The sequence below is a fragment of the Roseovarius sp. B-10 genome (assembly GCF_056859295.1).
In genome coordinates this window covers 19,277-41,614 of sequence record NZ_JBSXOE010000022.1, presented here as the reverse complement: position 1 = coordinate 41,614, position 22,338 = coordinate 19,277, and the positions used below count along the sequence as shown (strand labels likewise).

The 22,338-nt window shown below is 61.6% G+C and carries 27 protein-coding genes and 1 pseudogene; 22 read left to right on the top strand and 6 right to left on the bottom strand.

What is annotated here, in order from left to right; translation table 11 throughout:
- The first annotated feature begins 14 nt into the window (after positions 1 to 14).
- From AC13D8_RS04095 to AC13D8_RS04060, 8 genes and pseudogenes are all read left to right on the top strand, one after another.
- The gene (locus AC13D8_RS04095; protein WP_482967748.1) at positions 15 to 278 is read left to right on the top strand and encodes a DUF2933 domain-containing protein; all 264 of its coding nucleotides are present in this window, start codon (positions 15 to 17) and stop codon (positions 276 to 278) included.
- Positions 275 to 937, top strand: coding sequence for a methyltransferase family protein (locus tag AC13D8_RS04090; protein WP_482967747.1), 663 nt, complete (start codon positions 275 to 277; stop codon positions 935 to 937). Before AC13D8_RS04095 ends, AC13D8_RS04090 begins: the two co-directional genes overlap by 4 nt.
- Positions 938 to 958: 21 nt before the next feature.
- Positions 959 to 1,426 carry a c-type cytochrome gene (locus AC13D8_RS04085; RefSeq protein WP_482967746.1) on the top strand — a complete coding sequence of 156 codons (468 nt, stop codon included), beginning with the start codon at positions 959 to 961 and terminating at the stop codon, positions 1,424 to 1,426.
- Between the two features lie 145 nt (positions 1,427 to 1,571).
- Positions 1,572 to 2,039, top strand: a complete 468-nt coding sequence (locus tag AC13D8_RS04080; RefSeq protein WP_482967745.1) for a c-type cytochrome — start codon at positions 1,572 to 1,574, stop codon at positions 2,037 to 2,039.
- A 38-nt stretch (positions 2,040 to 2,077) separates the two neighbouring features.
- Positions 2,078 to 3,139 carry a hypothetical protein gene (locus AC13D8_RS04075; RefSeq protein ID WP_482967744.1) on the top strand — a complete coding sequence of 354 codons (1,062 nt, stop codon included), beginning with the start codon at positions 2,078 to 2,080 and terminating at the stop codon, positions 3,137 to 3,139.
- Positions 3,136 to 5,205 (top strand): AarF/UbiB family protein, encoded by a 2,070-nt coding sequence (locus AC13D8_RS04070; RefSeq protein WP_482967743.1) that lies wholly within the window; start codon positions 3,136 to 3,138, stop codon positions 5,203 to 5,205. Before AC13D8_RS04075 ends, AC13D8_RS04070 begins: the two co-directional genes overlap by 4 nt.
- Entirely contained in the window at positions 5,189 to 6,514 is a 1,326-nt protein-coding gene (locus AC13D8_RS04065; RefSeq protein ID WP_482967742.1) for an APC family permease, read from the top strand. Before AC13D8_RS04070 ends, AC13D8_RS04065 begins: the two co-directional genes overlap by 17 nt.
- 208 nt (positions 6,515 to 6,722) lie before the next feature.
- Positions 6,723 to 7,388, top strand: a pseudogene (locus AC13D8_RS04060) (L,D-transpeptidase).
- A 39-nt stretch (positions 7,389 to 7,427) separates the two neighbouring features.
- On the opposite strand, the gene AC13D8_RS04055 reads toward AC13D8_RS04060, so the two are convergent.
- From AC13D8_RS04055 to AC13D8_RS04045, 3 genes are all read right to left on the bottom strand, one after another.
- A complete protein-coding gene (locus AC13D8_RS04055) occupies positions 7,428 to 7,775 on the bottom strand; it encodes a hypothetical protein (protein ID WP_482967741.1) in 348 nt (115 codons plus the stop codon).
- 208 nt (positions 7,776 to 7,983) lie between these two features.
- Positions 7,984 to 9,135, bottom strand: a complete 1,152-nt coding sequence (repC, locus tag AC13D8_RS04050) for a replication initiation protein RepC (RefSeq protein ID WP_482967740.1) — start codon at positions 9,133 to 9,135, stop codon at positions 7,984 to 7,986.
- A gap of 226 nt (positions 9,136 to 9,361) precedes the next feature.
- Complete coding sequence (locus AC13D8_RS04045) at positions 9,362 to 10,021, bottom strand: hypothetical protein (RefSeq protein WP_482967739.1); 660 nt, start codon at positions 10,019 to 10,021, stop codon at positions 9,362 to 9,364.
- Positions 10,022 to 10,158: 137 nt separating this feature from the next.
- On the opposite strand from AC13D8_RS04045, the gene AC13D8_RS04040 reads away from it, so the two are divergent.
- The gene (locus tag AC13D8_RS04040; RefSeq protein WP_482967738.1) at positions 10,159 to 10,914 is read left to right on the top strand and encodes a hypothetical protein; all 756 of its coding nucleotides are present in this window, start codon (positions 10,159 to 10,161) and stop codon (positions 10,912 to 10,914) included.
- 162 nt (positions 10,915 to 11,076) lie between these two features.
- On the opposite strand, the gene AC13D8_RS04035 is transcribed toward AC13D8_RS04040, so the two are convergent.
- The 3 genes from AC13D8_RS04035 to AC13D8_RS04025 all read right to left on the bottom strand — a co-directional run bounded on the left by AC13D8_RS04035 (position 11,077) and on the right by AC13D8_RS04025 (position 12,115).
- Positions 11,077 to 11,310, bottom strand: a complete 234-nt coding sequence (locus tag AC13D8_RS04035) for a hypothetical protein (RefSeq protein ID WP_482967737.1) — start codon at positions 11,308 to 11,310, stop codon at positions 11,077 to 11,079.
- 171 nt (positions 11,311 to 11,481) lie between these two features.
- Entirely contained in the window at positions 11,482 to 11,739 is a 258-nt protein-coding gene (locus AC13D8_RS04030) for a helix-turn-helix domain-containing protein (RefSeq protein WP_482967736.1), read from the bottom strand.
- A gap of 124 nt (positions 11,740 to 11,863) precedes the next feature.
- Positions 11,864 to 12,115 (bottom strand): hypothetical protein, encoded by a 252-nt coding sequence (locus AC13D8_RS04025; RefSeq protein ID WP_482967735.1) that lies wholly within the window; start codon positions 12,113 to 12,115, stop codon positions 11,864 to 11,866.
- Between the two features lie 210 nt (positions 12,116 to 12,325).
- On the opposite strand from AC13D8_RS04025, the gene AC13D8_RS04020 reads away from it, so the two are divergent.
- Genes AC13D8_RS04020 through AC13D8_RS03960 form a run of 13 tightly spaced genes read left to right on the top strand, consistent with a single transcriptional unit; the run spans position 12,326 to position 22,294 of the window.
- Positions 12,326 to 12,679, top strand: a complete 354-nt coding sequence (locus AC13D8_RS04020; RefSeq protein ID WP_482967734.1) for a hypothetical protein — start codon at positions 12,326 to 12,328, stop codon at positions 12,677 to 12,679.
- A 43-nt stretch (positions 12,680 to 12,722) separates the two neighbouring features.
- Entirely contained in the window at positions 12,723 to 13,337 is a 615-nt protein-coding gene (locus tag AC13D8_RS04015) for a lytic transglycosylase domain-containing protein (RefSeq protein WP_482967733.1), read from the top strand.
- Positions 13,334 to 13,627 carry a TrbC/VirB2 family protein gene (locus AC13D8_RS04010; protein ID WP_482967732.1) on the top strand — a complete coding sequence of 98 codons (294 nt, stop codon included), beginning with the start codon at positions 13,334 to 13,336 and terminating at the stop codon, positions 13,625 to 13,627. Before AC13D8_RS04015 ends, AC13D8_RS04010 begins: the two co-directional genes overlap by 4 nt.
- Positions 13,620 to 13,898 carry a VirB3 family type IV secretion system protein gene (locus AC13D8_RS04005; protein WP_482967731.1) on the top strand — a complete coding sequence of 93 codons (279 nt, stop codon included), beginning with the start codon at positions 13,620 to 13,622 and terminating at the stop codon, positions 13,896 to 13,898. The genes AC13D8_RS04010 and AC13D8_RS04005 overlap by 8 nt, the downstream gene beginning before the upstream one ends.
- Positions 13,888 to 16,251: a VirB4 family type IV secretion/conjugal transfer ATPase gene (locus AC13D8_RS04000; RefSeq protein WP_482967730.1), complete on the top strand. Its 2,364-nt coding sequence runs from the start codon at positions 13,888 to 13,890 to the stop codon at positions 16,249 to 16,251. Before AC13D8_RS04005 ends, AC13D8_RS04000 begins: the two co-directional genes overlap by 11 nt.
- Positions 16,248 to 16,415 (top strand): hypothetical protein, encoded by a 168-nt coding sequence (locus tag AC13D8_RS03995; RefSeq protein ID WP_482967729.1) that lies wholly within the window; start codon positions 16,248 to 16,250, stop codon positions 16,413 to 16,415. Before AC13D8_RS04000 ends, AC13D8_RS03995 begins: the two co-directional genes overlap by 4 nt.
- Positions 16,405 to 17,559 (top strand): lytic transglycosylase domain-containing protein, encoded by a 1,155-nt coding sequence (locus tag AC13D8_RS03990; RefSeq protein WP_482967728.1) that lies wholly within the window; start codon positions 16,405 to 16,407, stop codon positions 17,557 to 17,559. The genes AC13D8_RS03995 and AC13D8_RS03990 overlap by 11 nt, the downstream gene beginning before the upstream one ends.
- Positions 17,559 to 18,368, top strand: coding sequence for a type IV secretion system protein (locus AC13D8_RS03985; protein ID WP_482967727.1), 810 nt, complete (start codon positions 17,559 to 17,561; stop codon positions 18,366 to 18,368). Before AC13D8_RS03990 ends, AC13D8_RS03985 begins: the two co-directional genes overlap by 1 nt.
- A 17-nt stretch (positions 18,369 to 18,385) precedes the next feature.
- Entirely contained in the window at positions 18,386 to 19,039 is a 654-nt protein-coding gene (locus AC13D8_RS03980) for a VirB8 family type IV secretion system protein (protein ID WP_482967726.1), read from the top strand.
- Between the two features lies 1 nt (position 19,040).
- Positions 19,041 to 19,736, top strand: coding sequence for a TrbG/VirB9 family P-type conjugative transfer protein (locus AC13D8_RS03975; RefSeq protein WP_482967725.1), 696 nt, complete (start codon positions 19,041 to 19,043; stop codon positions 19,734 to 19,736).
- On the top strand, positions 19,733 to 21,112 hold the full coding sequence (locus tag AC13D8_RS03970) for a TraB/TrbI/VirB10 family type IV secretion system protein (RefSeq protein ID WP_482967724.1): 1,380 nt from the start codon (positions 19,733 to 19,735) through the stop codon (positions 21,110 to 21,112). The genes AC13D8_RS03975 and AC13D8_RS03970 overlap by 4 nt, the downstream gene beginning before the upstream one ends.
- 4 nt (positions 21,113 to 21,116) lie before the next feature.
- Entirely contained in the window at positions 21,117 to 22,103 is a 987-nt protein-coding gene (locus AC13D8_RS03965; protein ID WP_482967723.1) for an ATPase, T2SS/T4P/T4SS family, read from the top strand.
- On the top strand, positions 22,100 to 22,294 hold the full coding sequence (locus AC13D8_RS03960) for a DUF4177 domain-containing protein (RefSeq protein WP_040182603.1): 195 nt from the start codon (positions 22,100 to 22,102) through the stop codon (positions 22,292 to 22,294). Before AC13D8_RS03965 ends, AC13D8_RS03960 begins: the two co-directional genes overlap by 4 nt.
- Positions 22,295 to 22,338: the final 44 nt, after the last annotated feature.

The following is a 22,338-nucleotide window of genomic DNA, read 5'->3' as shown; positions in this document are numbered from 1 at the left end:
AACGGACAGAAAAAATGACACATCAACCTGATCCTCCACATGCCAATCAAGATCAAGTGGAGCATGCCCCCCGCCCGCCCTCGTTCTGGCGATCACGAGCCGGCATCTATTTGATTGTCGCCCTCGTCGGAGGTGGCCTGCTCTTGGGCTACGAGCATCGTGTGCACCTTCTGGGAAGCGGATTGCTGATATGGCTACCGTTGCTGCTCTGCGTAGGGATGCACTTTTTCATGCACGGGGGTCACGGCGGACATGGCTCCGGAAGCGATGAGACATGACCGAACCCGGAACGGCATATGGCCTTTGGTTGCTGGCATTCATCAACTCCGCAGTCTTCATCATCTTCGCCTTCAGCTTCTTCAAGCCGCAGACTTCGCGAGACTGGCGGAGTTTCGGGGCGTTCAGCGCCTTCATCGTGGCGCTTTTCACCGAGATGTACGGGTTTCCGTTGACGATCTTCCTCTTGTCCGGCTGGCTGCAATCGACCTGGCCGGATATCGACTGGCTTGCCCACGATAGCGGACATCTGCCTGAAATGATGTTCGGCTGGCAGTCAAACCCACATTTCGGCCCCTTCCATATCCTGAGTTTCGCCCTGATCGGAGGCGGCTTCTGGCTGATATCCGTGGCGTGGCACCATCTCTGGTCGGCGCAAAGGCAGGGGCGGCTGGCCACGACCGGCCCCTATACCCGCATTCGTCATCCTCAATACGTGGGTTTCGTTCTCATCATGCTAGGCTTTCTCGTGCAGTGGCCGACCATTCTGACGCTAGCGATGTTCCCGGTGCTGGTCTGGATGTACGCCCGGCTTGCGCGTGCCGAAGAGGCGGAGGGCCGCGAACGATTCGGCGAAAGTTGGGACAGCTATGCAAGCCATGTTCCCGCTTTCATCCCGAGTTATTGGACTGAAATGAGTAAGGGTTCCCGGAGCAACTAATGCACCAAGGAGGACACTACCATGAAAGCACATGTATTTTCACTTGCCACAATTGCCATGCTTTCGGCAACACCGGCAGCGTTGGCCGGGTCACACGGTGATCAGATGAGCATGATGAGCCCCGGACTGATGATTCCGTCCATGAATTCGTCCGAGGGCCGAAAGCTTTTTGCATCGAAGGGATGTGTCGTCTGCCATTCGATCAACGGTGTCGGCGGAGTGGATGCGCCGATGCTGGATGCGGAGTTCATGGACATGCCGATGAACCCCTTCGAGTTCGCCGCCCGCATGTGGCGTGGCGCCCCTGCGATGATCGAAGCGCAGGAGGACGAACTGGGATATCAGATCGAGTTCACGGGTGAGGAGCTCGCCGCGATCATTGCCTTTGTCCACGACCCAGGCGAACAGGCAAAGTTCTCCGAGTCGGACATCCCGGACGAGCTCAAGGAGATGATGAAGCATATGGAGAAAGAGGGAGGCCACGACTAGGCGGAAGTGTAGCCATCAGGCATTCGCCCTCATCCCCGTAACGAAGATTCGGGAGCTTCGCCAAATGACCCGGTCGAAAATGCCCGGTTGGGCAGGGGATAGGATTGTCGGAAGCGAGTTCATTCATCGAAAGGAAACGGGAAAAATGCTCAGGATGGCTGTAAAGAGGTTTACAATTGCGGTGCTTATTGTTGGCGGACTCGCGACAGGTCTTGCGGCCCAGTCAGATGAAGGGCGAGACCGGCCAAGGGTCAACACACAGATGCACGGCGCCGACGCCGGAAACCCCGCACCTGATCCCGAAACAATCAGCGTGCCCGAAACCCTGAGCGCGCCAGGCTATTTCGGTCAGATTGCTTTCGAACGCTCCTGCGCGTCTTGCCACGGCACCAACGCTGCTGGCGGAACCGGCAAGGGCCCGCCACTGATCCATCCGATCTACGAACCCGGTCATCACGGCGATACGGCTTTCCTTCGTGCGGCTACAGCCGGGGTGCGCTCGCACCACTGGGATTTCGGTGACATGCCCCCCGTCGAGGGCATCACGGATGAAACCGTCGCCTTGATCGTCACCTATATCCGCGAGCTGCAGCGCGCCAATGGAATCGAGTGATGGCACGGCACGCTGATCGGACATCGGAAATCTCGGGGATGATCGTGCTGATCGGCGGCACGGGCGACGTCGGCGAGCGATTGGTGTCTTTGCTGCTGGATCACACGGCGGCCAGTGTTCTGGTGGCCTCGCGCCGCAGCGGGGCGCGGGACGATCAGGTTAAAACGCTTCGGCTGGACATCGCAGCCGCCGATGCTGCCGTAGGGATTCCACTTGGCGCGACAGTGGTCAATCTGACCGAGGCCACTCCGCCATCGGTCGCAGCCGACGTCGTTCGCGCAGGCGGAAGCTTCCTGGAAACTTCGGCCTCGCCAGATTATGTGCAGGCGGTCAGCCGGGAGGTCGCCACCACCGGCGGCCCGGGCACGGGCGTCGTCTGCGTCGGGGCCGCGCCGGGCCTCAGCACGTTGATGGCCGCTGATGCCGCGCGAACCGAAGGATGCGCGAGCATCGACATCGGTTTGGAACTCGGTATGGGGCGGCATTACGGCAGCGCCGCGATGAAATGGTCGATCGGTGCCCTAGGCGACCAATACCAGGTTTCCGGTGTCACAAGCTCAACGGTGCGCCCCGGATATCTGCGCCGCCGCTTTACCTTCGAGCGGGGCCGGAGGTCGCGAAAGGCGCTCGGGCTCGGCTTCGCGCAGCAGGGTATCGTGGGACAATCTGGGAGGCGCTCGCCTGTCCGCGTCCGTACCTTTCTGGCGCTCCATCCGCCTTTTGCGACGCATCTGACCGGCCTGCTCCTGCGCTTAGGCCTAGGGCCCACCTTGGCGCGGCACAAGCGTGGACTGACGCGCATCTTGATGCGGCTACCACCGCCAGGGCGCGTCGGCACCCGGATCGCGGTGGAAGCGCAGGGGCCAGACGGCGGCGTTTTGGCCGCCCGGCATCTCGCGGCCGGCGACCAGGCAGAGGTTACGGCCGCGATGATCCTGGCGGCGATCCGCGCTGTCAACGCAGGCGAGAAGCCACTGCGCGGCTCCACAACCATCGTCGACCATATGACGCTGACCGAGGCATTCGACGCCTTGCGCCGGTTCCTTCCCGACATGCCGATCGAGACGTGGTCCAGCGGAGCCGCGGGAGATCGGGCATGAAGCCAGTCGGGAACCTGCTCCGGCTTGTCCGGATTCTCACCACCCTGTCGCCGGACATCTGGGCGCTTCGGCGCTACGACCCTGATGGCTGCGACATGCGCCCACCAGACCGCTTTGCGCAGGACCTAATCACGCTCGGCCCGGTCTTCGTGAAGCTAGGACAGATTCTCAGCACCCGCCCCGACATCCTTCCCGAAAGCTACATCGCACGGCTGGCGGAATTACAGGAGCGCGCGCCCGAGATGGATTTCGCGACGATCAGGCGGGTTGTCGAGGAAGAGCTCGGCAAGCCACTCGAAATGGCCTTTGACAGCTTCGAACACATGCCCGTCGCTGCCGCGTCGCTTGCCCAGGTGCACAAGGCAAGGCTGGCGGATGGCACAACCGTCGCCGTCAAGGTGCAGCGGCCAAGGCTGGAGGCCCTGTTCCGCCGCGATCTTGACGCGCTGGGGCTTGGACTGCGGCTGTTGGACCTGCTGGCACCTCGTCGGCTCCGCCGTACCAACCTGCGGGCATTCCTGGCGGAGTTCCGGCGCTACTCGATGGGCGAACTGGATTTCCGGGCCGAAGCCCGCGTCATGGACCGGTTCCGCGTAAACCTCGCCGGACAGGACGGCGTGCGTATCCCAATGACCTTTCCCGACCACACGTCGGCCCGCGTGTTGACGATGGATTGGGTCGAGGGCATGCGCCTGTCCGAGGCGGCGGCCAGTCTCTCGGGCCAAACCAGATCCGCGCTGGTCGAGAGGTTGATGTCCATGCTGCTCCGGATGTTCGTCTCGGACGGGCTGTTCCACGCCGACCTCCACCCCGGGAACATCGTCTTTCACGCCGATGGCACGTTCACGCTGCTCGACTTCGGCATGTATGGCGAGTTGAACGCGGCGGAGCGCGACCGCTTCGTGCTTTACTGGATGGCCGTGGCGCAGCGGCAGACCCGGCGCGCCTACCATCATTTCAGCCAGCAGACCAAGCCGCTGCAGGACGCGGATCACGCGCGCTTCCGGCAAAGTTTCGACGACCTGGCCGCGCGGTTCTATGCGGTGCCCTCTCTCGAGGCCAGCCTGGCGCGGACATACCTCGCGATGATGCGCGCGGGGTATCGCGCCAAGTTCGTCTTTCCCGCCTCGCTGATGCTTCACGCCAAGGCGCTGACGACGGCCGAGGCGCTTCTGTTCAAGCTGGCGCCGGATGCGCGCTTCGACGACCTCTCGCGGCCGTTCATCACGCGAGAGGTGGCTGCAAGGTTTGCGGCAAGCGACCCGGTAGGACGCATCACGCAGATATTGCCCGAATTTCTGCTGACAGGTGCCATTCCACCCGCCGAGGCGATGGACGATGCCTGGGACAGGTCAGCGACCCACGACATGTGGGAAAGCGTGATGGGCGCCTTCGGGCCGGCGGACAGGGGCCTTGGGAGGGCCGGGCTTATGGCGCTGTTTCACCATTTCGCGCAGCGCCACCTGGGGCAGGAGACGGAGCGAGTACTTTCGGAGACCTGGGCGACATACGATGTTCTGGAGGCGGATCTTCCGCTTCAGCCGAACAATGGCGCGACACTTACCACGCATCTCGCCGCGCTGACCCTGGCGCTGCACCGGACTCTTGTTTCGCACGACCGGTCGCAGGCACAAAGCCACGCGCTGATCCACGCGATTGGCTGGGACATCTATCGCCGCATGGCCGATCCCCCCTGGGAACTGGCTCGCACGATCACCGCAGATCCGGCAAAACGGCTGCGCATCGCAACCGACATGTTCCGCCGCTTCCCATTCGGGCCACCAGGTTATGGCTGGCGCGATGTCGACGCGGGAGAGGATGTCGTCGCGTTCGACTGCACGAAGTGCCCGGTGGCCGAGTTCTTCGCCCATCACGACGACGCGGAACTTTGCACCGCCACGTGGTGCGCGCTCGATTTCCCGGTAGCCGAGAAGTGGGGCGGAAGGCTCGTGCGGCCCAAGACCATTGCCGGCGGCCATGATCATTGTGACTTTCGCTGGCATTCCGAACCGGGTCTTGACGATGCGGAATCAACCAAGGCGAGGCCGAATGCAGAACGAAGATAGCAACGATACCTACCGCGAAGGCTCGATCACCCTGGGTGGGGCAGTCGCGATGGGAACCGGCGTGATGATCGGGGCAGGCATATTCGCGCTTACCGGGCAGATCGCACAGCTGGCCGGACCACTTTTTCCGCTTGCCTTCATCGCGGGCGCAATCGTCACCGGTTTCAGCGCCTACAGCTACATTCGGATGTCCAACAAGTGGCCGTCCTCCGGCGGAATCGCGATGATCCTGCAGAAATGCTATGGCCCCGGTGCGGTCGCGGCCGGGGCAGCTCTGCTGATGGCGCTCAGCATGGTGATCGCGGAGAGTCTCGTCGCCCGAACTTTCGCGACTTACGTCTTGCGACCCTTCGATATCGATGGTGGGCCACTGGTGCCAATCCTCGCCGTGGGTGTCATCGTATTTGCCTACGTTGTGAACATCGCGGGCAATCGGTCGGTCGGGCTGTTCTCGCTTGTTATGGCGGCGATCAAGATCGGCGGCATCGGGCTGTTCGGCATTGCCGCGATATGGTCCAGCGGCTTTCGGTTCGCAGCCGCGTCCGACCCGGCGCAAGCCTATGGCGTGACCGGGTTCATCGCCTCGATGGCCTTCGCGATCCTGGCCTTCAAAGGGTTCACCACCATCACCAATAGCGGATCCGAGATTACTGAGCCGAACCGCAACGTGGGCCGGGCGATCATGCTGTCCATCGCAATTTGCGTGGCTGTGTACCTATTGGTTGCCTTCGGCGTCGGGTCGAGCCTGACAATCGACGAGATCGTCGCGGCGCGCGACTACTCGCTGGCCGAGGGGGCAGAGCCCGCACTGGGGCAGACAGGCTTCTTTCTGACCGTCATTCTTGCAGCGGTCGCCACCGCGTCCGGGGTGCTGGCCAGCGTTTTCGCGGTGTCGCGGATGCTGGCGATGCTGACCGATATGAAGATGATCCCGCACAGCCATTTCGGAATGTCGGGTCCAATCCAGCGGCATACTCTGGTCTATACCGTCGTCATCGCTTCAACGCTCGCGGTGTTCTTCGATCTGGGTCGGATCGCCTCGCTCGGCGCCTTCTTCTATCTTGTCATGGATATGGTGGTGCACTGGGGCGTCTTCCGCTACCGGCGTGAAGAAATCGGAGCGTCCAGCCTCGTGCTGCTGACCGCCCTGACGCTCGACGCGGTGGTGCTCGTGGCCTTCACGGCGATGAAACTCCAGAGTGACCCAGTCATCGTGCTCTACGCAATCTCCGGAATCGCCGCAGTCTTCGCTCTCGAGCGATTGTACCTGTCTCGGTGGCTGGCACCGCAGGTTGCTCATGAACACTGAGGGTGTGGTGAGTAGGTCCAGACGCCATCGACGGGTCCCGGCAACAGAAGTTTTTCTTGAATCTACAAGAGTTTTAGGTGTTAGAACGACAGACAAAAAACGGCACTTTGGGGCACAGTCAATACCGTCTTTACCTATCCTGGACGAATGGAAATACGTACACGGCACGGCTTAGTCCGTTGTCCAACTCGGGAGAGGGCCGCGAAAGATGCTGACTAGACGCCATTTCATCCAAACAACCACAGCGCTGTTTTCGACCTCGATGTCCGGCCCGCTCCTGGCCGACTCATGGCCCACCGAGGCTCAGAAAACCGCCTAGGATGCACAGGTCACACCGGCGGGCTACAACCCGGCCACATCGAATCCCTGGGGCCTGCACCCTCGTTTCCTGCCGCAACGGGTGGTCGCCAAAGATGGGCTCATTCCCGGCGACATCCACGTGGACGCCGTCGCACGCTATCTGTACCATATCGAGGGTGGTGGCACTGCGATGCGCTACGGCGTAGCGATCGCTCGTGGCAGACTTTATGAGCCGGGCGTCTACACGATCAAGCACAAGGTCAGGTGGCCGCATTGGCAGCCAACACAGAACATGATTGACCGCGACCCGGAGCTCTACGCCGACATCGCTGACGGTATGGAACCCGGACCTGAGAACGCGCTCGGGTCACGGGCGCTTTATCTCTATGTCGGGGACCGGGACACTTATTTACGGATCCATGGCACTCCGCAGCCGCGAAGCATCGGCGGCCGAGCAAGTTCCGGTTGCGTCCGGATGGTCATGGCGCACATAAACGATCTTTACCCGAATGTGGAGATTGGCTCGACTGCGTTCCTGTATTCGGCCGAAGACAGCGTGACCCCGCAGAGTTGATCCAAGCCTCGTCGTCAGTCTGACGCTCGAACGAGCCAATCAGGTTTGGCGCGCGACGCAGATGGGGCTGCCCCCTGTCGATCGCAACGGCACCAAGGTCGTTTCCACCGGGCCACTGTGCTCATACCAATAGCAGTCATCCTCGGAACGAAGCCGGGCCGTCGCAAGGTTCTGACCGGGCGCCGCGAGGCTGAGTACGGCTTCCGGCAGGTTTCCAACTTCGTTCAAGGAGCCGCGCTTCTCCATCTCTGGTGACGCGCACCCGGCGGCGAACAGCAGGACTGCCCCGATAGTGAAATTTCGTGTCCGCATCCAAGCCTCTGATGTTACAAATTTTCGTTTGGTGCCAACAATCTGGCAGACCGACTTTACGATCACAATCTGCATACAGGGGGCTGGTATGGGCGCCCCCCCACATGCAATCAATAACCAGCCATGCGGACGGCCAAGAGGATTTCTGTCAGGGACCAGGGACCGACGGTGGGCAGATCAAGCATAGTTTGCCCTGTAGCCATCTGCGAATCTTATCAGGTAGTCCGACGAAGATGAAGGCCGGTTTCAGCGCGGCAGTTCCCGAAAGAGTTCTACAGAGAATTCACCCAGAGCGTCGCCGTCGTAGGGCTGCAAGGCTCGAATTCATGTCGAACGTCCCTACCTTGGCTCGACGGACCATCTCGCGCATCAATCCACCCGGGTTGCGGACGGGATTTGAGGGATGATCTCGCCCGGCATCGACGAGAAGAAGGCAGAGCACCAATCCGTGGTCGCCCAAGGTGCTCTGGCCCTCAAACCAGGCTGACGGATGGATATCGAGCATGGGCAATAACTGCCAGGCGGCTTCGATGATGTCGCGCTCCCTGAGGGGCCGGTTCTGTTGCCGGCGGGCGTCAAGCATCATACGCAGTCCGTCACCTGCAATATCGTAAAGGTTTTCAGCCGTCAGAGTGGGTGGCGCGGTGCAGGGAGGTGATGGCGGCGCCTCACTGTCTGCAAATTCCTCGCGCCCTTTAGAGTTATCCACAGCAGAACACTCCTCCACATTTTGAGAGTCTTCCTTGGTGTTCTGTGTAAAGGGTCGGAAGTTTTCCGCTGGTTCTCCGGAAGAAACCCCTTTCTTTTCAAGCCAGTCATCGATGCGGGCGCACAACTCTGAAGTTGCCTGTAAATGAGCTGAAAGCCTGTCCAGACCCAAACGTGACAGGGCATCGCTGCGTGGCCAGCCCGCGAACCTAGTGAGGATATCGGCAACCTCGGGGTCCTCAGTGGCCCAGAAGGGCAGGGCGGAGATGGCCCGCTTCATGTGCCGCAGCCGCAAGGACCGAAGATCCTTCAAGGCGCGCAAATGCGTCCGTTCCGCCCGGAGCCGGTCACGTAGGGCAATGAACTCCTCCAGTCTCGCAATCAGCGGCGTGAGGATCAGGCCGAGGCCAGCGCGACCATAGCGTGCCCCGTTCGCCGCGACGCGTTTCACGATCAGGCCGAGCTTGGCCAGCGCGGCTTCATCCGTTCGTAACTGGCGTGACGTCTTACCAAGTTCGACCGCTGCGAGGTCTTGCGCCCCAAAGAACACCGGTTCCCGATGCGGGGAGGTCCAGTCGGATGCGCGGGTGCGCCCGATGATGTAGTTCAGCACTGCGAGGCGCGCCGGGCGCAAACCGATATGCGGGGCAACCTCTGAAAGTAACGCCATGACAGCGCCTTTGGTCCAGCCTTCCGGCAGGGCGGGGTGGGTTTGGGTCAGGTTCAATATCTTGTCCTTGTCAGCGTGGGACAAGGCCGCAACAGGGCGTTCGCATCCCATCAAGAGATACGTTTTTTCGTTGCCTTGACTGTCGGGACTGCTAGAACACGATCACAGTTTGAGTTGACCTATCGGAGCGCCAATTCCGTTGTTCTTTGAGCCCTCGCATGGTTGCCGCCTTGCGGGGGTTTCTCTTTTTCGGGTGTCGAGTCCTTCTGTCAGGTTCGGACGGTCAGTAATTGACCTGCTCAAATCCGTAGGTGCCCACGTGATCTTCCCAATCGACAAAGACGGCACGGGTCCGGATACTCGGGCAGGTGGCTCCGAAACCTTCGTCGCCCTGAAATGCCGATGGTAGCTCCCCCGGCGATGCGATACGCCACCGAAACTGCCCCGTGCTGTCGTATGAGCCATGCCGGATCAGGGCCATGCGGCGGCAATGCTCGCCTTCGCCGACCACTCTTTGGGACAAGTAAGCGTCAAACACATCGATGGAGCGGATGAACGCAAAGGCGGGCCCGCTGACATCGATATCAGCGCCACGCCCGACCGCTTGCGCCAGATGGAGCGTTTCCATCTGGGGGGCCGGGGAGACTGCTGGCACGGGATCGAACCCCGCCAACCTGTAAAGGCGCACGACCGGGTCCGGAGTTTCAAGCGCCGCGCGCATCGGACAGCGCCAGATCTGCAGCGGTGGCTCTACCGGCCAGGGCGTGATGCGGCGGATGAACTCCGCGCGCGCCCGCGCACACGGAACCGACGCGGGCCAACCACCTGCGAGGCACAAGAGGATCGCACAATCGATCTGGTAGCCTTGTGCAGCAGCGGGTTTGGGCGCAAGCGGCACAAGGCCAATCGCGATGATCGCGGCAGTTGAGAGGAGCCGCCTCATGACAGACCTCCGCCACTAACTCGTTGGCGTATAATTGGATTTATGTTAATTACGCCGGAATGATCTTTGATATACCACGCGTTGCAATAGTATACTTACGTATGTATATTGGCCGTGTTTTCTGGAGATCCCCTACCATGCATTTCCCGGTCAAGAAACATGCCCTTCTCTTTGTGGCGGCTCTGGCTTTTGCGCATATTTCGCTGCCCAAAAGCAGCCGAGCACAGAGCTATCCCATCGACTGCGCAATACTCCTCTGTTTGTCCGGCGGTTGGCCAGCATCGCTCCCATGCGCTCGTGCACGTGCCGAATTCATCCGGCGGATCACGCCCTGGCCGGTCGAGCCACCGCTGCAGATCTGGCGCTGTCCGATGGGCGCATCACATGAATTAGACCGTTCGTCCAATGACACAGAGCGGCTCTTTGAGGTTCTGTTCGAACGTCGTGACATCCGACCGCGCCAGTCCTTAACAGTGATCGGCGACGCATTCGACACTGCATCGGAAAATACCTTCTGGCGCTCTGACAATGACATAGGCGATCTCGTCCCAGTGGACTTTGCCATGCGCCTCGTCCAAGATCGGGCGGACATCGATATCAGCGGACCCGAGTTCAATTTCGTCCGGTCTATTCGGGTTTTTGACGTTCGTTTCGCGTCACAGAGAGTAGCCGGAGAAAACGATCAGTGCCAACGCCGTGCGCTGGTATACCTCGGCACATACGGCACGCAGGGCGAATTTTCATGGGCCGTATCTGCACCGACGGCTCTACCCGAGGCTCATGTGGGGCTCGAAGGATGGGGATCGGATTGCCCAAGCCTTTATCATCGTTCGGTATTCGTGGATTGGCACGACTATGAGGGTAACTATGGGTTTGAGCAGGTGAATTACTGACTTGCTGCCGCCAGCCGCAACGCCGCGGCATTGGCATGCGGGACCAGTCAATACCAACTGGATCAGACACAGAGCATCAGACTTGCGCCACAAGACCAATAGGACGGCTGCGCCCGGGTTGCTCGCAGTCAATTCACTCGTTCACCTTGCAGATCATCAAGGCTACTCTCGTCCACTGCCCTTCGTCTCGATACGGGCCAAAGCTTGGAAGTCGATTTCACGCTTCTCAGCGTCACTGAGATCAGGCCGACACTTTGCAACCTGCTGGGGGCCATTGACGGCCCACATCACCGCCAGCACCCCCGTATTCCAGCGATACACCCACCCGACAACACTACGCTCATCCGTCCCGATCAGATTGGCGATCGCGACGCCTTCGACCTCATCTTCGTTCACTGTTTACTGACTTCCTGCACTGTGGCGCTGCGAATTCAGACGTGGGGTTGCAGAGCATCCACTACGACCCCGCGCCGGGTTTCGTTGATTTCGGTTAGTTGGATTTCCTTGCGGGAGCGACGATCACACCGAGAAGAATGGGGTCAGGTGTTTTCGAAAGATCATTTTGGTTCAAATCCTGTGGTCGGGCTCCGTGGCGGCTTCGACGATCGCCAAAACCTCGAACGGGTCAAAACCGATGACGCGGGCCAGGACGACCAGTTCGACGACGTCGACACGGCGCTGTCCGCTTTCGAGGCGGGCAATAAGGGACTGGTGGCATCTGAGCCTGTCCGCCAAGTCTTTCTGACCGAGGCCCGCCTTAATGCGAGCGTCGACCAACGCCTGGCAGAGTGCCACCTGTCCCATGCTTCTGATTGTTTTCGCCACGCGTCACATACCTTTTGTGACGTCGCTAGCGGATGAAATCTGTTATCTAAAAACTGGATATTTGAGAATGTTATCGGCGTCGTGTTTCGATGGGTGGCAAGTCTGATGCACCCAATGTGACCCATCAATCCCCCACCAGTTGCAGAAACCGGCCGTAGTCCTCGCTGACTTCGCGCGCTTCCTCGAAGGCGCGGGCCCGTTCGCCGTCGAGGCAACGAAAGTGGCTCTGGATATCCTGGATGTAGTCTTCGAAATCGCCACGGATGATGTCCGCATAATCCCGCGCTGCCTGCGAATCGCTTGGCAGGAAAGGACGGGCCGGGGCGAAGCAGGATTCCGCCAAAACCTGCCCGGCAACGCAGATCGAAAGGACCATAGCTTGCAATGGAAGCAGGCCTGTCAACCTTGGGTTTCTCAAACCTGCTATCTCCTTGATCGTGGACACTGGCCGTGCCTAGTGTTTGCGAGACCAAACTACAGCCAAAGCACGATATTACATCTTGCGGTTGTTAATATGCTATCGTAACTCTGGGCTTCAAGTAAGAATACCCGCGGTTGCGTCTTTGGAGAAAGCGTGAACCGGGCCATGAACTGGGACATCGAAGCACCAAATGTGGTTACGGAAGCCAGGTTCCGCGAACTCGTGGAAGGCGGCTATAGCGCTGAAATCCTGTGCCAGGAATCGGCACACAAGAAGGGCCCCAGCTATTACGGGGTCTGGATCATGCGTGCCGTGTCTGACGAAGGCGTCGAAAAGCTCCTGGTCACGGCCCGTACACGGACGACCTATAACGACATCAAGATCCGCGAGTTCAAGACGATCACTGGCGTGGTCTCCTTCCTCATTGGAATCGGCTTCTCGCATGCCGATGTGCCGCTCGAAGAAGGCCAGCGGACTGCACATAAACTCGCGGCCACCGACAAGGGCGGTAGCGACTAGCCTTCTCCTTCTCGGCCTTCTGGCCGCGCCCGTATCTGCACAGATGGTGCTGGTCATGGAGAGCGACGGCTCGCTGACCCCGTCCCGCTCCCAGAGCAGCTTTGCCCGGAACTACCATGACGGCGTTGGTCAGGGATCGGCGTCCGATGCCCTGGCGATCTTTGGTGAAACGGAAGCTGTACAGGAAAACGTTGAAGTCGCTTCACTTGCGCGCTCGGCTCCGCAACCACGCGCCGACGTGCTCTCAGCCATAGCGGCAACAGCTCTGCGCTATGCGGGTCACCCTGGCCTGCGTCGCGCGGGACTGTCCGTCAGGGATTGGCTGACCCTTTACCGCGCCAATATCGAGGTGGAGAGCGCCTATCGGCAGGATGCGATCTCCAGCGCGGGGGCCATCGGTCTGGGCCAGCTGATGCCGGCCACCGCGCGTGATCTCGACGTCGATCCGCAGGACCCGCTGCAGAACCTCGACGGCTCCGCCCGCTACCTCGCGATGATGCTGGAAAGCTTCGGCGATCCGCATCTGGCGCTGGCTGCCTACAACGCCGGACCCGACGCCGTGCGCCAATACGGCGGCATTCCCCCCTACCGAGAAACCCAGAACCATGTGGCCCGCGTCATGGCCGTTGTGGCCCGATTGGAAGGATCAAATTCATGAGACACATATCAAACCTATTCATTGCCGGCCTGGCCATCTTTCTGGTCATTGCCGAACCGGCCCTGGCTCAAAGCATCGATCTTTCCCCGATCCAGAGCCTTTTGCAGGGCATTGTCGATGCGCTCACCGGGCCGCTTGGGGTCGTCATCGCGACGCTGGCCGTTCTGGGCGTCTTCCTCAGCTGGTTTTTCAACATCATCGATCTGCGCCAGGCGCTGTGGGTGCTTGTCGGCATCGCTGGTGTCGCGGCCGCCCCCACCATCGTTGCCGCGGTCTTTGCCGGTGGCTGAGCGCTCGCCCCTCTTCCTGGGTCTCGTGCGCCCGCCCAAGCTTTTGGGCCTGCCCATCATGTATGCGATGGTCTGGCTCTTTGGCTCGGTGCTTTTGTTCGTCTGGATCCAGCACATCGCGGTGCTGGGTGTCGCCGCCCTTCTCTATCCGGTGCTGTGGAAGGCCGCGGATTGGGACCCGCGTTTCATCGACGTGATGATGACCGCGCTTCAAGAGACTCCGCCCACGCGGAACCGCAGCATCCATGGCGGGGACGGCTATGCCCCGTGACGACACGCTCGATCCTCGCACAATGACTCCGGACTGGTATGCGCGCGAGACCCGCCTCGCGCATATGCTGCCCTATGTGAGCCTTGTCGATGACCAGACCGTGCGGACCCGGGTGAACGAGATCTTCCGTTGCATCCGGCTCGAGGGGATCAACAGCTACACGACGGACGATGCCTATCTCGACAAGGTGACGGCGCTCTTTGCCCGGATCATCGCGCAGCTCGGGCCGGAGTTCAGCTACTACGTGCACAAGGTCTCCAAGGCGATCGCACCAGATTTGGAGCCGGTGCGCGAGGACACATTCGAAGGCGAGGTGGACCGGCTCTGGCGCGACAAGCTCACGACCAGCGGGCTCAGAGACAAGACATTGACCCTGACGGTGATCCACCGCCCGCCGCCAAAAAGCTTCCTTCCCTTCCTCAACCGCAGCGCACCGGACCGTTTCAAGGAAGAGACGCAGAAACGCCTGCGCCGCCTGGGTGAGGCCGTGAATGTCTTCCTCTCGGGCCTGACGGAGCTGAACCCGCGTGTTCTTTCGGCCAAGTCCGGCGAGCTCATTGGCTTTCTCGGGGCACTGAACACCGGCCAGGAACTGCCGCTCTATCCCGCCAATACCTACGGTTTCCTGTCCTTCAACGTGGCCAATACCCGCGTGACGTTTCAGGGCGATCATTTCGAGCTTTCGGAAGGCGTGGTGGGGCATCGCTACGGCAAGAGTTTCACCATCGGGGAATACTCCGAGGCCACGTCCTGCACCATGTTTGACATGCTGAACCTGCCGGTCGACATGATCGTCACCCATTCCTTCACGCCGATCAACTCAAACGTGATGGCGGGCCGCATCAAGCGGCAAAAGCGCCAGATGCAGGCCAGCCAGGACGCGGCCCTCTCGCTCATGGAAGCTCTCGACATCGCCGCCGACGATCTCGAAGCCAAGCGCCAGAGCTTTGGCGAGCACCACATGGTCGTGACGCTCTTCTGTGACACGCTGGATGAGCTGCAGACGCTCAGCGCCGAGATCGTGAACGCCGCCGCGACGGAAGGCGTAAAGATGATCGGCGAGCGGGTCGCGGCCAAGGCGCATTACCTCAGCCAGCATCCCGGCAACCAGCCCAAGCGCGTCCGCGCCAGCGCCGTCACCAATCGCAACTTCGCGGATTTCGCGGCCTTTCACCGGACGCAGCTTGGCAAACCCGCCGCGAAAACGCCCTGGGGCCGGGTCGTCACATATTTGCCCACGCCGGAGCAGAGCGCCTACCGGTTTTCCTATCACGAACAAGGCAGCCCGGAGAAAGAACCAACCAGCGGGCATACCCTGATCATGGGGCGGCCCGGGTCCGGCAAATCGGTGCTTTCGGCCTTCCTGATGACCCAGGCCCGTCGCGCAGGCGCACGGATCTTCGTCTTCGACTACCGCCTCGGCATGGAGATGGCCGTCCGCGCCAATGGTGGTCGCTACGCGTCCCTGAACGCCGGTCAGCCCACGGGCCTCAACCCGCTCTGGACAGAGGTCGACGCTCGCGGCACCGCATGGCTTTCGGATTGGCTCGCAACTCTGCTCCATCGCGCCGACAAGCCGCTGACACCCGCGCAAACCAACCGCATCCAGGAAGTCGTGCGCCAGAACGCGCAGGCAACAAACCCGGCCTTGCGGAACTGGCGGGACTTCGCATCGCTCTTCGTCTCCACAGATGATGGAGGCGATCTGCACCAGCGCCTGCTCGAGTGGACCGAAGACGGCCGCTATGGCTGGATCTTCGGGCAGAGCCTCGAGGACACGTTCTCGCTGGAAGGCGATGTGGTAGGCTTCGATCTGACCGGCATTCTCGACAGCGAGGCCGACAAGGAGCGGATGGCGGTCCTCTCCTATCTCTTCCGCCGGGTCGAGCGCGAGATCGAGGATCGCCGCCCCACCATCATCGTGATCGACGAGGCCTGGAAGGCGCTCGACAACGCATACTTCGCCGAGCGGCTCTCGAACTGGCTGGTCACCGCGCGCAAGCAAAACACCGTCGCTGTGATGATGACGCAATATGCAAGCCAGCTCGAGCGTACCCGGACCGGCAAGACCATCGTCGAGGCCGTGCCGACGCAGATCCTGCTGCCCAATATCCGCGCGCAGCCTGCGGATTACGCCATGCTGAACCTCACGGAGAAGGAGCTCGACGTCCTTCTCAACACGGGCAGCAACAGCCGCTTGGCGCTGATCCGCGACGATCAGGGCTCGATCGTGGTCGATGCCGATCTGAGCGCCCTCGGGCCCAATCTCACCATCCTGGGTGGCATGGAAAAAGGCGAGGCCCTTATGGGCGCCGATTACCGCGACCGCCCGGAATTCTGGAGGCTTTCATGATCCGTATTCTCTTGTCGCTGGCCGCACTCGGCCTGCTGGCTTCCTGTGCGCAGTATCGCGAACCGCAGGCCAACTGCTTTTCCTTTCTCGCCTCGACGGCAGCGACAGCCCAGGATTGCCACTTCGCACCGCTCGGCACGCCGGAGGGCGACATTGAAGTCTAGCCTGCCTCATATCCTGGCGTTTTGCCTGCTGCCCGGTCTGGCCGCCGCACAAGGCGTACCGACCAATGACAGTGGGCTGACCGCGCGCGATATCATCGAGACCGGCGACCGCGAAGCAGACTTGGCTCTTCAGGCGGACAAGCTTGCCGTGCGCGAACTCATTGCCGAGATCGAGAGCGAACAGCTGGAAACCCTGCAACGCATCCTCGATGCCCAGGCCAGCTTCGGGGGTGAGGGCCTGCCAGCCATGGTCTCGGGGCTGGAAAGCGGCAGTGGCGATCCCAACCGCGCCGTGGCGGCGGTCTATGGCACGGGCGAGATCGATCCCAATCCCGGGGGTGCGCAGATGTTCGGCGACGCGTCTGAGACCATCGAGCAGCTCATCATCCGCGTCGCCCAGGAGACCAGCGGGTTTGCAGGCGTAGGCCGCGCGGGGCTCTCCCCCGTCCAATGGCGCGCGTTGCTGCAAGCGCTGATCTGGCAGGAAAGCCGGTTTACGATTGGGGCACGGTCTCCCGTCGGCGCCTATGGTCTCACCCAGATCATGCCTGGCACGGCCAGCGATCTCGGCATCAACCCGGAATACTATGACAGCCCCTACCTGCAGGTGCATGGCGGCGCGCGGTATCTGGCCGCCCAGTTGGGCACCTTTGATGGCAACATCATCAACGCGCTGGCGGCCTATAACGCCGGGCCGGGTCGCGTCTTCGAGTATGGCGGCGTCCCGCCCTTTGCCGAGACCCGGCACTACGTTCAGGTCATCCCAGAGCGCTACAATCTGTATCTCAGCCGCATCGGTGGCATCGAGGCTTTGGGCACGATCGACCCGGCGCTTCTCGCCAATGCCAACCTCTCGATCACCGGGCACGGCGCCGCCTTCTATGGCAACAACTCGCCCGCCGCGATCCGCCAGACCGCGCTGCGCATTTCCGACATCGTCACGCGGAATTCCGAGACCGAAGACGTGCAGGAGAGCGTCGCGCTCAACACCTATGCCCGCGCCGAACTGGTGCGCCTCGTGGCCGCCCGCATCCGGCTTCAGGCCGCCCGCACCCGGCTGCTCTCCGCCGAAGAGCTGGCCCAGGCCAGCGCCCGCATGGCGGAAAGCACCTTCATGGATTTTACGATTAGGGAGATTGAGTGATGAGACCTGTCCTCTTGAAGACAGCCTTGGTGACAGTGCTCGGGCTTGGACTGCACATCGCGCCCATGGCCCCTGCCCTCGCACAGGGCGTGCCGGTCGTCGACACCCAGAACATCGCGCAAAACATCCAGCAGCTCCGGCAGATGATCGAAGACGAGATCCTGCAGAACGAGCAGCTGACGCAGCTCCGCGAACAGCTCGGCCTTCTCACGGATCAACTCGCGGAGCTGCAGCGCACCTACGAGGCGCTGACCCGCCTTGCCGAGCTTCCAGAAATCATCCGCACCGAGATGGAAGACGAGTTGAACGGTCTGCTCGACCAGGAGTTCGGGGACATCCTCGCCACGATTGAGGCGATCAAGACTGGGGATTTCTCGGGCCTCTCCGGCTCTGGCGCGGGCGAAATCGAAACCCAGATGGACCGGGTGCTGGCCGACCTCGGCTTTGACGAGGACACCCTCTCGGACATGGCCACGAGCGGCAATCCCGGGGCCAACCGCGTGGCGACGCAGGCCACCACCGGTGCTCTTGTCTCGGCGGCGGCCCAGAACAGCTATGAGGATGCCGGCCAATCGCTCGAGCGGGTAGACCGCCTCGTCGGGCTCATCGACGACATGGACGAACTCAAGGAAAGCATCGATCTCAACACGCGCGTGACCGCGGAGCTCGCCATTGCGCTGGTCGCCATGTGGCAGCTCGAAGCTGTGCAAACCGTGGGCGATGGCACCGGCGGCGTGATCAATGCCGCCACCATCGCCGAAGAACAGCGCTTCATGGATTTCACCTTGCCGGACCTGCGGGCCGAGTGATCGCGGGGGCATGACGGGTGGCGACTGAACAAGAAATCATCGAGGAAGAACTGGTCTACGGTGCCCTGCGCCGCGAACGGCTCTGGCAACGCCTTGGCCTGATGGGCCTTGTCTTCGGTATCATCGGCTGTCTGAGTGCCGCGGCTGTCTCGATCCTCGATGTCGACCCGCCCCCCGTCGTTGTCCCCTATGATCCCGCCACTGGTTTTGCCCTGCCCGAGGCGTCCGTTGGGGCCACATCCGTCACCGTCAACCAGGCGATCATCGAGGCGGAGGTCTTCCGCTACGTGACCGACCGGGAGGTCTACAATCAGCTCGATAACGATCTGCGCATCCGCAGCGTCCTGCGCCGCTCGGACGGGGCTGCCGAGAGCGGGCTGCGCCAGATCTGGAACAGCGCAAATGAAAACTATCCGCCGACCGTCTATGGCCCCAATGCCCGGCTCGACGTGGAAATCCTCAGCATCAACCGGATCGGTACCAATCGCGCCACCGTGCGCCTGCGCAAGCGTCTGACATCATTGGGCGGCACCCAGACCGGACTCTTCACCGCCACGGTTCTCTTCGAGTTCCGTCCCGAGACCCGCCGGTCCATTGATGAGGTCTGGACCAACCCGTTTGGGTTCACCGTGCGCGAATATTCCATCCGCTCCGACAGATTGGAGAATTAGTTTGATCAATAAGTTCTTTGTTGCTGCCATATTTGTTTTGCTGCCTGCCCTTGCCTTTGCCGAAGCGATCCCGCGCGGTGGTCCAAATGACAGCCGCGTGCGGCTGGCAACATATCAAGAAGGTCAGGTCTACCGCCTCAGCGTCTCGCTTACCCATGTCACCACGGTCGAATTCGGTGAGGGTGAAAGCATCCGCTCGATCATCGCTGGTGACACGGAAGGCTTCGAGATTGATGGCGTGCCGGGCGGTCAGGCCTTTGCGATCAAGCCCGTCGCGCGCGGCGTCCATACCAATGTGACCGTCTACACGAACAGGCGCAGCTACTATTTCAACGTCCAGGAGGTCCGCAGCCCAACCTTCTATGTGGTGCAGTTCCGCTATCCTGATGACGCTGCGCGCCCGACCCGGGCCATCGCCACCCAAGCACCAAACTACAATTACGGTGCCAGCGCGCGGACCGAGTTCACGCCAACCCGCATCTGGGATGACGGGACGTTCACGTATTTCGCCTTTCCAAGAAACGCGCCTGTGCCCGCGATCTTCCGCTACGCGGGCGGCCGTGAACGCACGGTCAACACGCAAACCCCTGAGGACGGCGTGATCCGCGTCAGCGGCGTGAACCGCCAATGGGTCCTGCGACTTGGCGAAGAGGTGGTCTGCATCGAGGCGGTCCCGCCCGCGGAGGCCGCCTCATGAGCGATACCGAGAACACCGAGCTGGAAAAACGCCTCGCCGCCCTTGAGAAAGGCAGTGCCCGCGCGCCCACAGCCTCGCAGCGCCGGTCGCCCCTTCTCGCCCTGGTCGTGGTCCTCGTCATCGGCGCAGGTGGTCCCCTGCTTTATCTCCTCTCACAGCCCGACGAAGAGGAAGCCTTGCCGACGGCCACCCCGGACGTCTTCCAAAACGAGGGGGACGGCTTTGGCGCCATCGAGACCTTGCCCCCACCCGAGCCCGAGGTTGTGTTCGTCGGACCCGATCCAGTCGAGCCCAACGCGGAGCTTCTGGCCCAGATCACCGCCCTGCAGGCTCAGATCGAGGAGTTGCGCAACGCCCCTGAACCGGTCGTCGAACAAGACACCGCCGCCGCAGAGGCGATCGACGCGCTGACCGCTCAGATCGCAGCGCTGCAAGCCGCCTCGGAAGCCGCACAGCAACGATTCCAGGACGAACTGACGGCGCGGGATCGAAGTCTTGAGCAATTACGCATGGATCTGGAACTGGCCCAACTCGAGGCCAGCCGACCGCAACCCGCCCCAACGGGCCCCACGGAAGATGAGCTGCGCGCACGCGAGCAAGAGCGACTGCGCCGTGAGGAAGAAGCTCGGCGTATGGCCGAGCTGGAGCGCCGCGCGGCGGAAGAACGCGCCTTCCAGGAGCGGCGCATCGCCTCGCCCACCATCGCTTTTGGCGGTGCCTCTGGAGCGAATGAAACGGCTCTGACCGAACGCACCTTCGGCGAGGTGACGGATTTCGTGCTGAACGGCGCGGTGCCCTCGACGGTGACGCAGGCTAAGGTGATCGCCAATCCCTCCAACACCATCATCCAGGGCACCATGATCCAGGCCGTCATGGAAACCGCCCTCGACAGCTCCCTGCCCGGCCAGACCCGTGCCGTGGTGTCCGAGGATGTCTACAGCGTCGATGGCGCACGCCTTTTGATCCCCCGCGGATCCCGTCTCATCGGGCGCTACCGCGCTGGCGTCGATATCGCGCAGCGTCGCGTCACGATCGCCTGGGACCGGATCATCCTGCCCGCGGGCCAGACCGTCCAGATCAGCTCATTCGGGGGCGATGAACTGGGACGTTCCGGTGTCACGGGTTTCGTGGACACGCGCTTTGCCGAGCGTTTCGGGTCGGCCGCCCTGATCTCACTGATTTCCGCTGCGCCAAGTGCCGCCGCCTCCGAGGTCCAGGATGAAACTGCCGCCGACGTTCTCGAAGACGTTGGCGATGATCTGGCAGATGCGACGGACAGCGTCATTGGCGATTACCTCTCCATCGGCCCCGTCATCTATGTCGACCAGGGCGCGCGCGTCACTGTCATGGTCGACCGCGATCTGGAGATATTCTGAGCCCATGACGCTGAGCTATCTCGAAACATCGCTCGACCGGATCGACGCCGCGGCCCGCGACGATGTCATCGAGATCTGCATCAACCCCGACGGGACCTGTTGGGGCGAATTCCAGGGCGATCACTTCATGCGCGCGCTTGATCAAAGGCTGACGGGCGTTCAGGTCAGGGATCTCGGCAACCAGATCGCCTCCTCGGCCAATACCACGATGAGCAAGGACCGCCCCATCGTCTCGGTCTCGATCACCTACAAGGGTCGCCCGATCCGCGCACAGGTCATCACCCCGCCCGCCGTACTCTCGGCCATGTCGATCAGCCTGCGGTTCTTCTCAAGCCTGCCACTCGAGGGCATTGCGCTCGATTTCCTCTACGGAAAGGAGCGCAAGCTCGAAGACCTGCGCGTCGAAAAGAAGCGCGCCTTACGCGCCGTGGTGGCCGCCGGATTGATCGATGATGCGCTTGCCTTCTGCGTCGAGAACAAACTCAACATGATCGTCTCGGGCGGCACCTCCACCGGCAAGACCGTGGCCGCGCGCAAGATCCTCTCTCACGTACCGGCCGAGGAACGCATCGTCACCATCGAAGAAGCCGCCGAGCTTCTGCCGACCCAGCCAAATGCCGTGACCCTCATCGCCAATCGCGACGCGGAATTCCAGACCGCCGATGTGCTTCTCACCGCCACGCTGCGCATGCGCCCCGACCGGATCATCCTGGGCGAGGTGCGCGGCAAGGAGGCCATGACCTTTCTGGAAGCCATCAACACCGGCCATGGCGGGTCCATGACCACGCTGCATGCCGAAACTCCGCAATTGGCCGTGCAGCGCCTCGCGATCGCAGCACTGAAGACCGAGATCCCGATGACCTATGCCGACATGATCCAGTACATCGAGAACTCCATCGACGTGATCATCCAGGCCGGTCGCCATGACGGCAAACGCGGCATCACGGAATTCCACCTCCCCGGCGCAACCGAGATTGGAACTTCCCCATGAAGACCTTTGAATACGATATCCTGTCCTTTCCCATGACCCGCAAGACCAGCCTTGCCGACATGCAGGCCAGCCTGAATGCCAAAGGTGCGGAAGGCTGGGAGGTGGTGTCGATCAGTTCCTCGGAATTCGCCAATGTGGGACATACGGTCTTCCTGAAGCGTGAAACCACTCCCGCTGGAGCCACGGCATGAGGCGGGCGCGGTGTCCCCTTGCGCTGACAGCGCTGGTCCTGGGC

What these genes read in the sequence shown, in the direction of transcription:
- AC13D8_RS04095 (WP_482967748.1), top strand. Translation starts at nt 15, where the DNA reads ATGACACATCAACCTGATCCTCCACATGCCAATCAAGATCAAGTGGAG.
- AC13D8_RS04090 (WP_482967747.1), top strand. Translation starts at nt 275, where the DNA reads ATGACCGAACCCGGAACGGCATATGGCCTTTGGTTGCTGGCATTCATC.
- AC13D8_RS04085 (WP_482967746.1), top strand. Translation starts at nt 959, where the DNA reads ATGAAAGCACATGTATTTTCACTTGCCACAATTGCCATGCTTTCGGCA.
- AC13D8_RS04080 (WP_482967745.1), top strand. Translation starts at nt 1,572, where the DNA reads ATGCTCAGGATGGCTGTAAAGAGGTTTACAATTGCGGTGCTTATTGTT.
- AC13D8_RS04075 (WP_482967744.1), top strand. Translation starts at nt 2,078, where the DNA reads ATGATCGTGCTGATCGGCGGCACGGGCGACGTCGGCGAGCGATTGGTG.
- AC13D8_RS04070 (WP_482967743.1), top strand. Translation starts at nt 3,136, where the DNA reads ATGAAGCCAGTCGGGAACCTGCTCCGGCTTGTCCGGATTCTCACCACC.
- AC13D8_RS04065 (WP_482967742.1), top strand. Translation starts at nt 5,189, where the DNA reads ATGCAGAACGAAGATAGCAACGATACCTACCGCGAAGGCTCGATCACC.
- AC13D8_RS04055 (WP_482967741.1), bottom strand. Translation starts at nt 7,775, where the DNA reads ATGCAGATTGTGATCGTAAAGTCGGTCTGCCAGATTGTTGGCACCAAA.
- AC13D8_RS04045 (WP_482967739.1), bottom strand. Translation starts at nt 10,021, where the DNA reads ATGAGGCGGCTCCTCTCAACTGCCGCGATCATCGCGATTGGCCTTGTG.
- AC13D8_RS04040 (WP_482967738.1), top strand. Translation starts at nt 10,159, where the DNA reads ATGCATTTCCCGGTCAAGAAACATGCCCTTCTCTTTGTGGCGGCTCTG.
- AC13D8_RS04025 (WP_482967735.1), bottom strand. Translation starts at nt 12,115, where the DNA reads ATGGTCCTTTCGATCTGCGTTGCCGGGCAGGTTTTGGCGGAATCCTGC.
- AC13D8_RS04020 (WP_482967734.1), top strand. Translation starts at nt 12,326, where the DNA reads ATGAACTGGGACATCGAAGCACCAAATGTGGTTACGGAAGCCAGGTTC.
- AC13D8_RS04015 (WP_482967733.1), top strand. Translation starts at nt 12,723, where the DNA reads ATGGTGCTGGTCATGGAGAGCGACGGCTCGCTGACCCCGTCCCGCTCC.
- AC13D8_RS04010 (WP_482967732.1), top strand. Translation starts at nt 13,334, where the DNA reads ATGAGACACATATCAAACCTATTCATTGCCGGCCTGGCCATCTTTCTG.
- AC13D8_RS04000 (WP_482967730.1), top strand. Translation starts at nt 13,888, where the DNA reads ATGCCCCGTGACGACACGCTCGATCCTCGCACAATGACTCCGGACTGG.
- AC13D8_RS03995 (WP_482967729.1), top strand. Translation starts at nt 16,248, where the DNA reads ATGATCCGTATTCTCTTGTCGCTGGCCGCACTCGGCCTGCTGGCTTCC.
- AC13D8_RS03985 (WP_482967727.1), top strand. Translation starts at nt 17,559, where the DNA reads ATGAGACCTGTCCTCTTGAAGACAGCCTTGGTGACAGTGCTCGGGCTT.
- AC13D8_RS03970 (WP_482967724.1), top strand. Translation starts at nt 19,733, where the DNA reads ATGAGCGATACCGAGAACACCGAGCTGGAAAAACGCCTCGCCGCCCTT.
- AC13D8_RS03965 (WP_482967723.1), top strand. Translation starts at nt 21,117, where the DNA reads ATGACGCTGAGCTATCTCGAAACATCGCTCGACCGGATCGACGCCGCG.
- AC13D8_RS03960 (WP_040182603.1), top strand. Translation starts at nt 22,100, where the DNA reads ATGAAGACCTTTGAATACGATATCCTGTCCTTTCCCATGACCCGCAAG.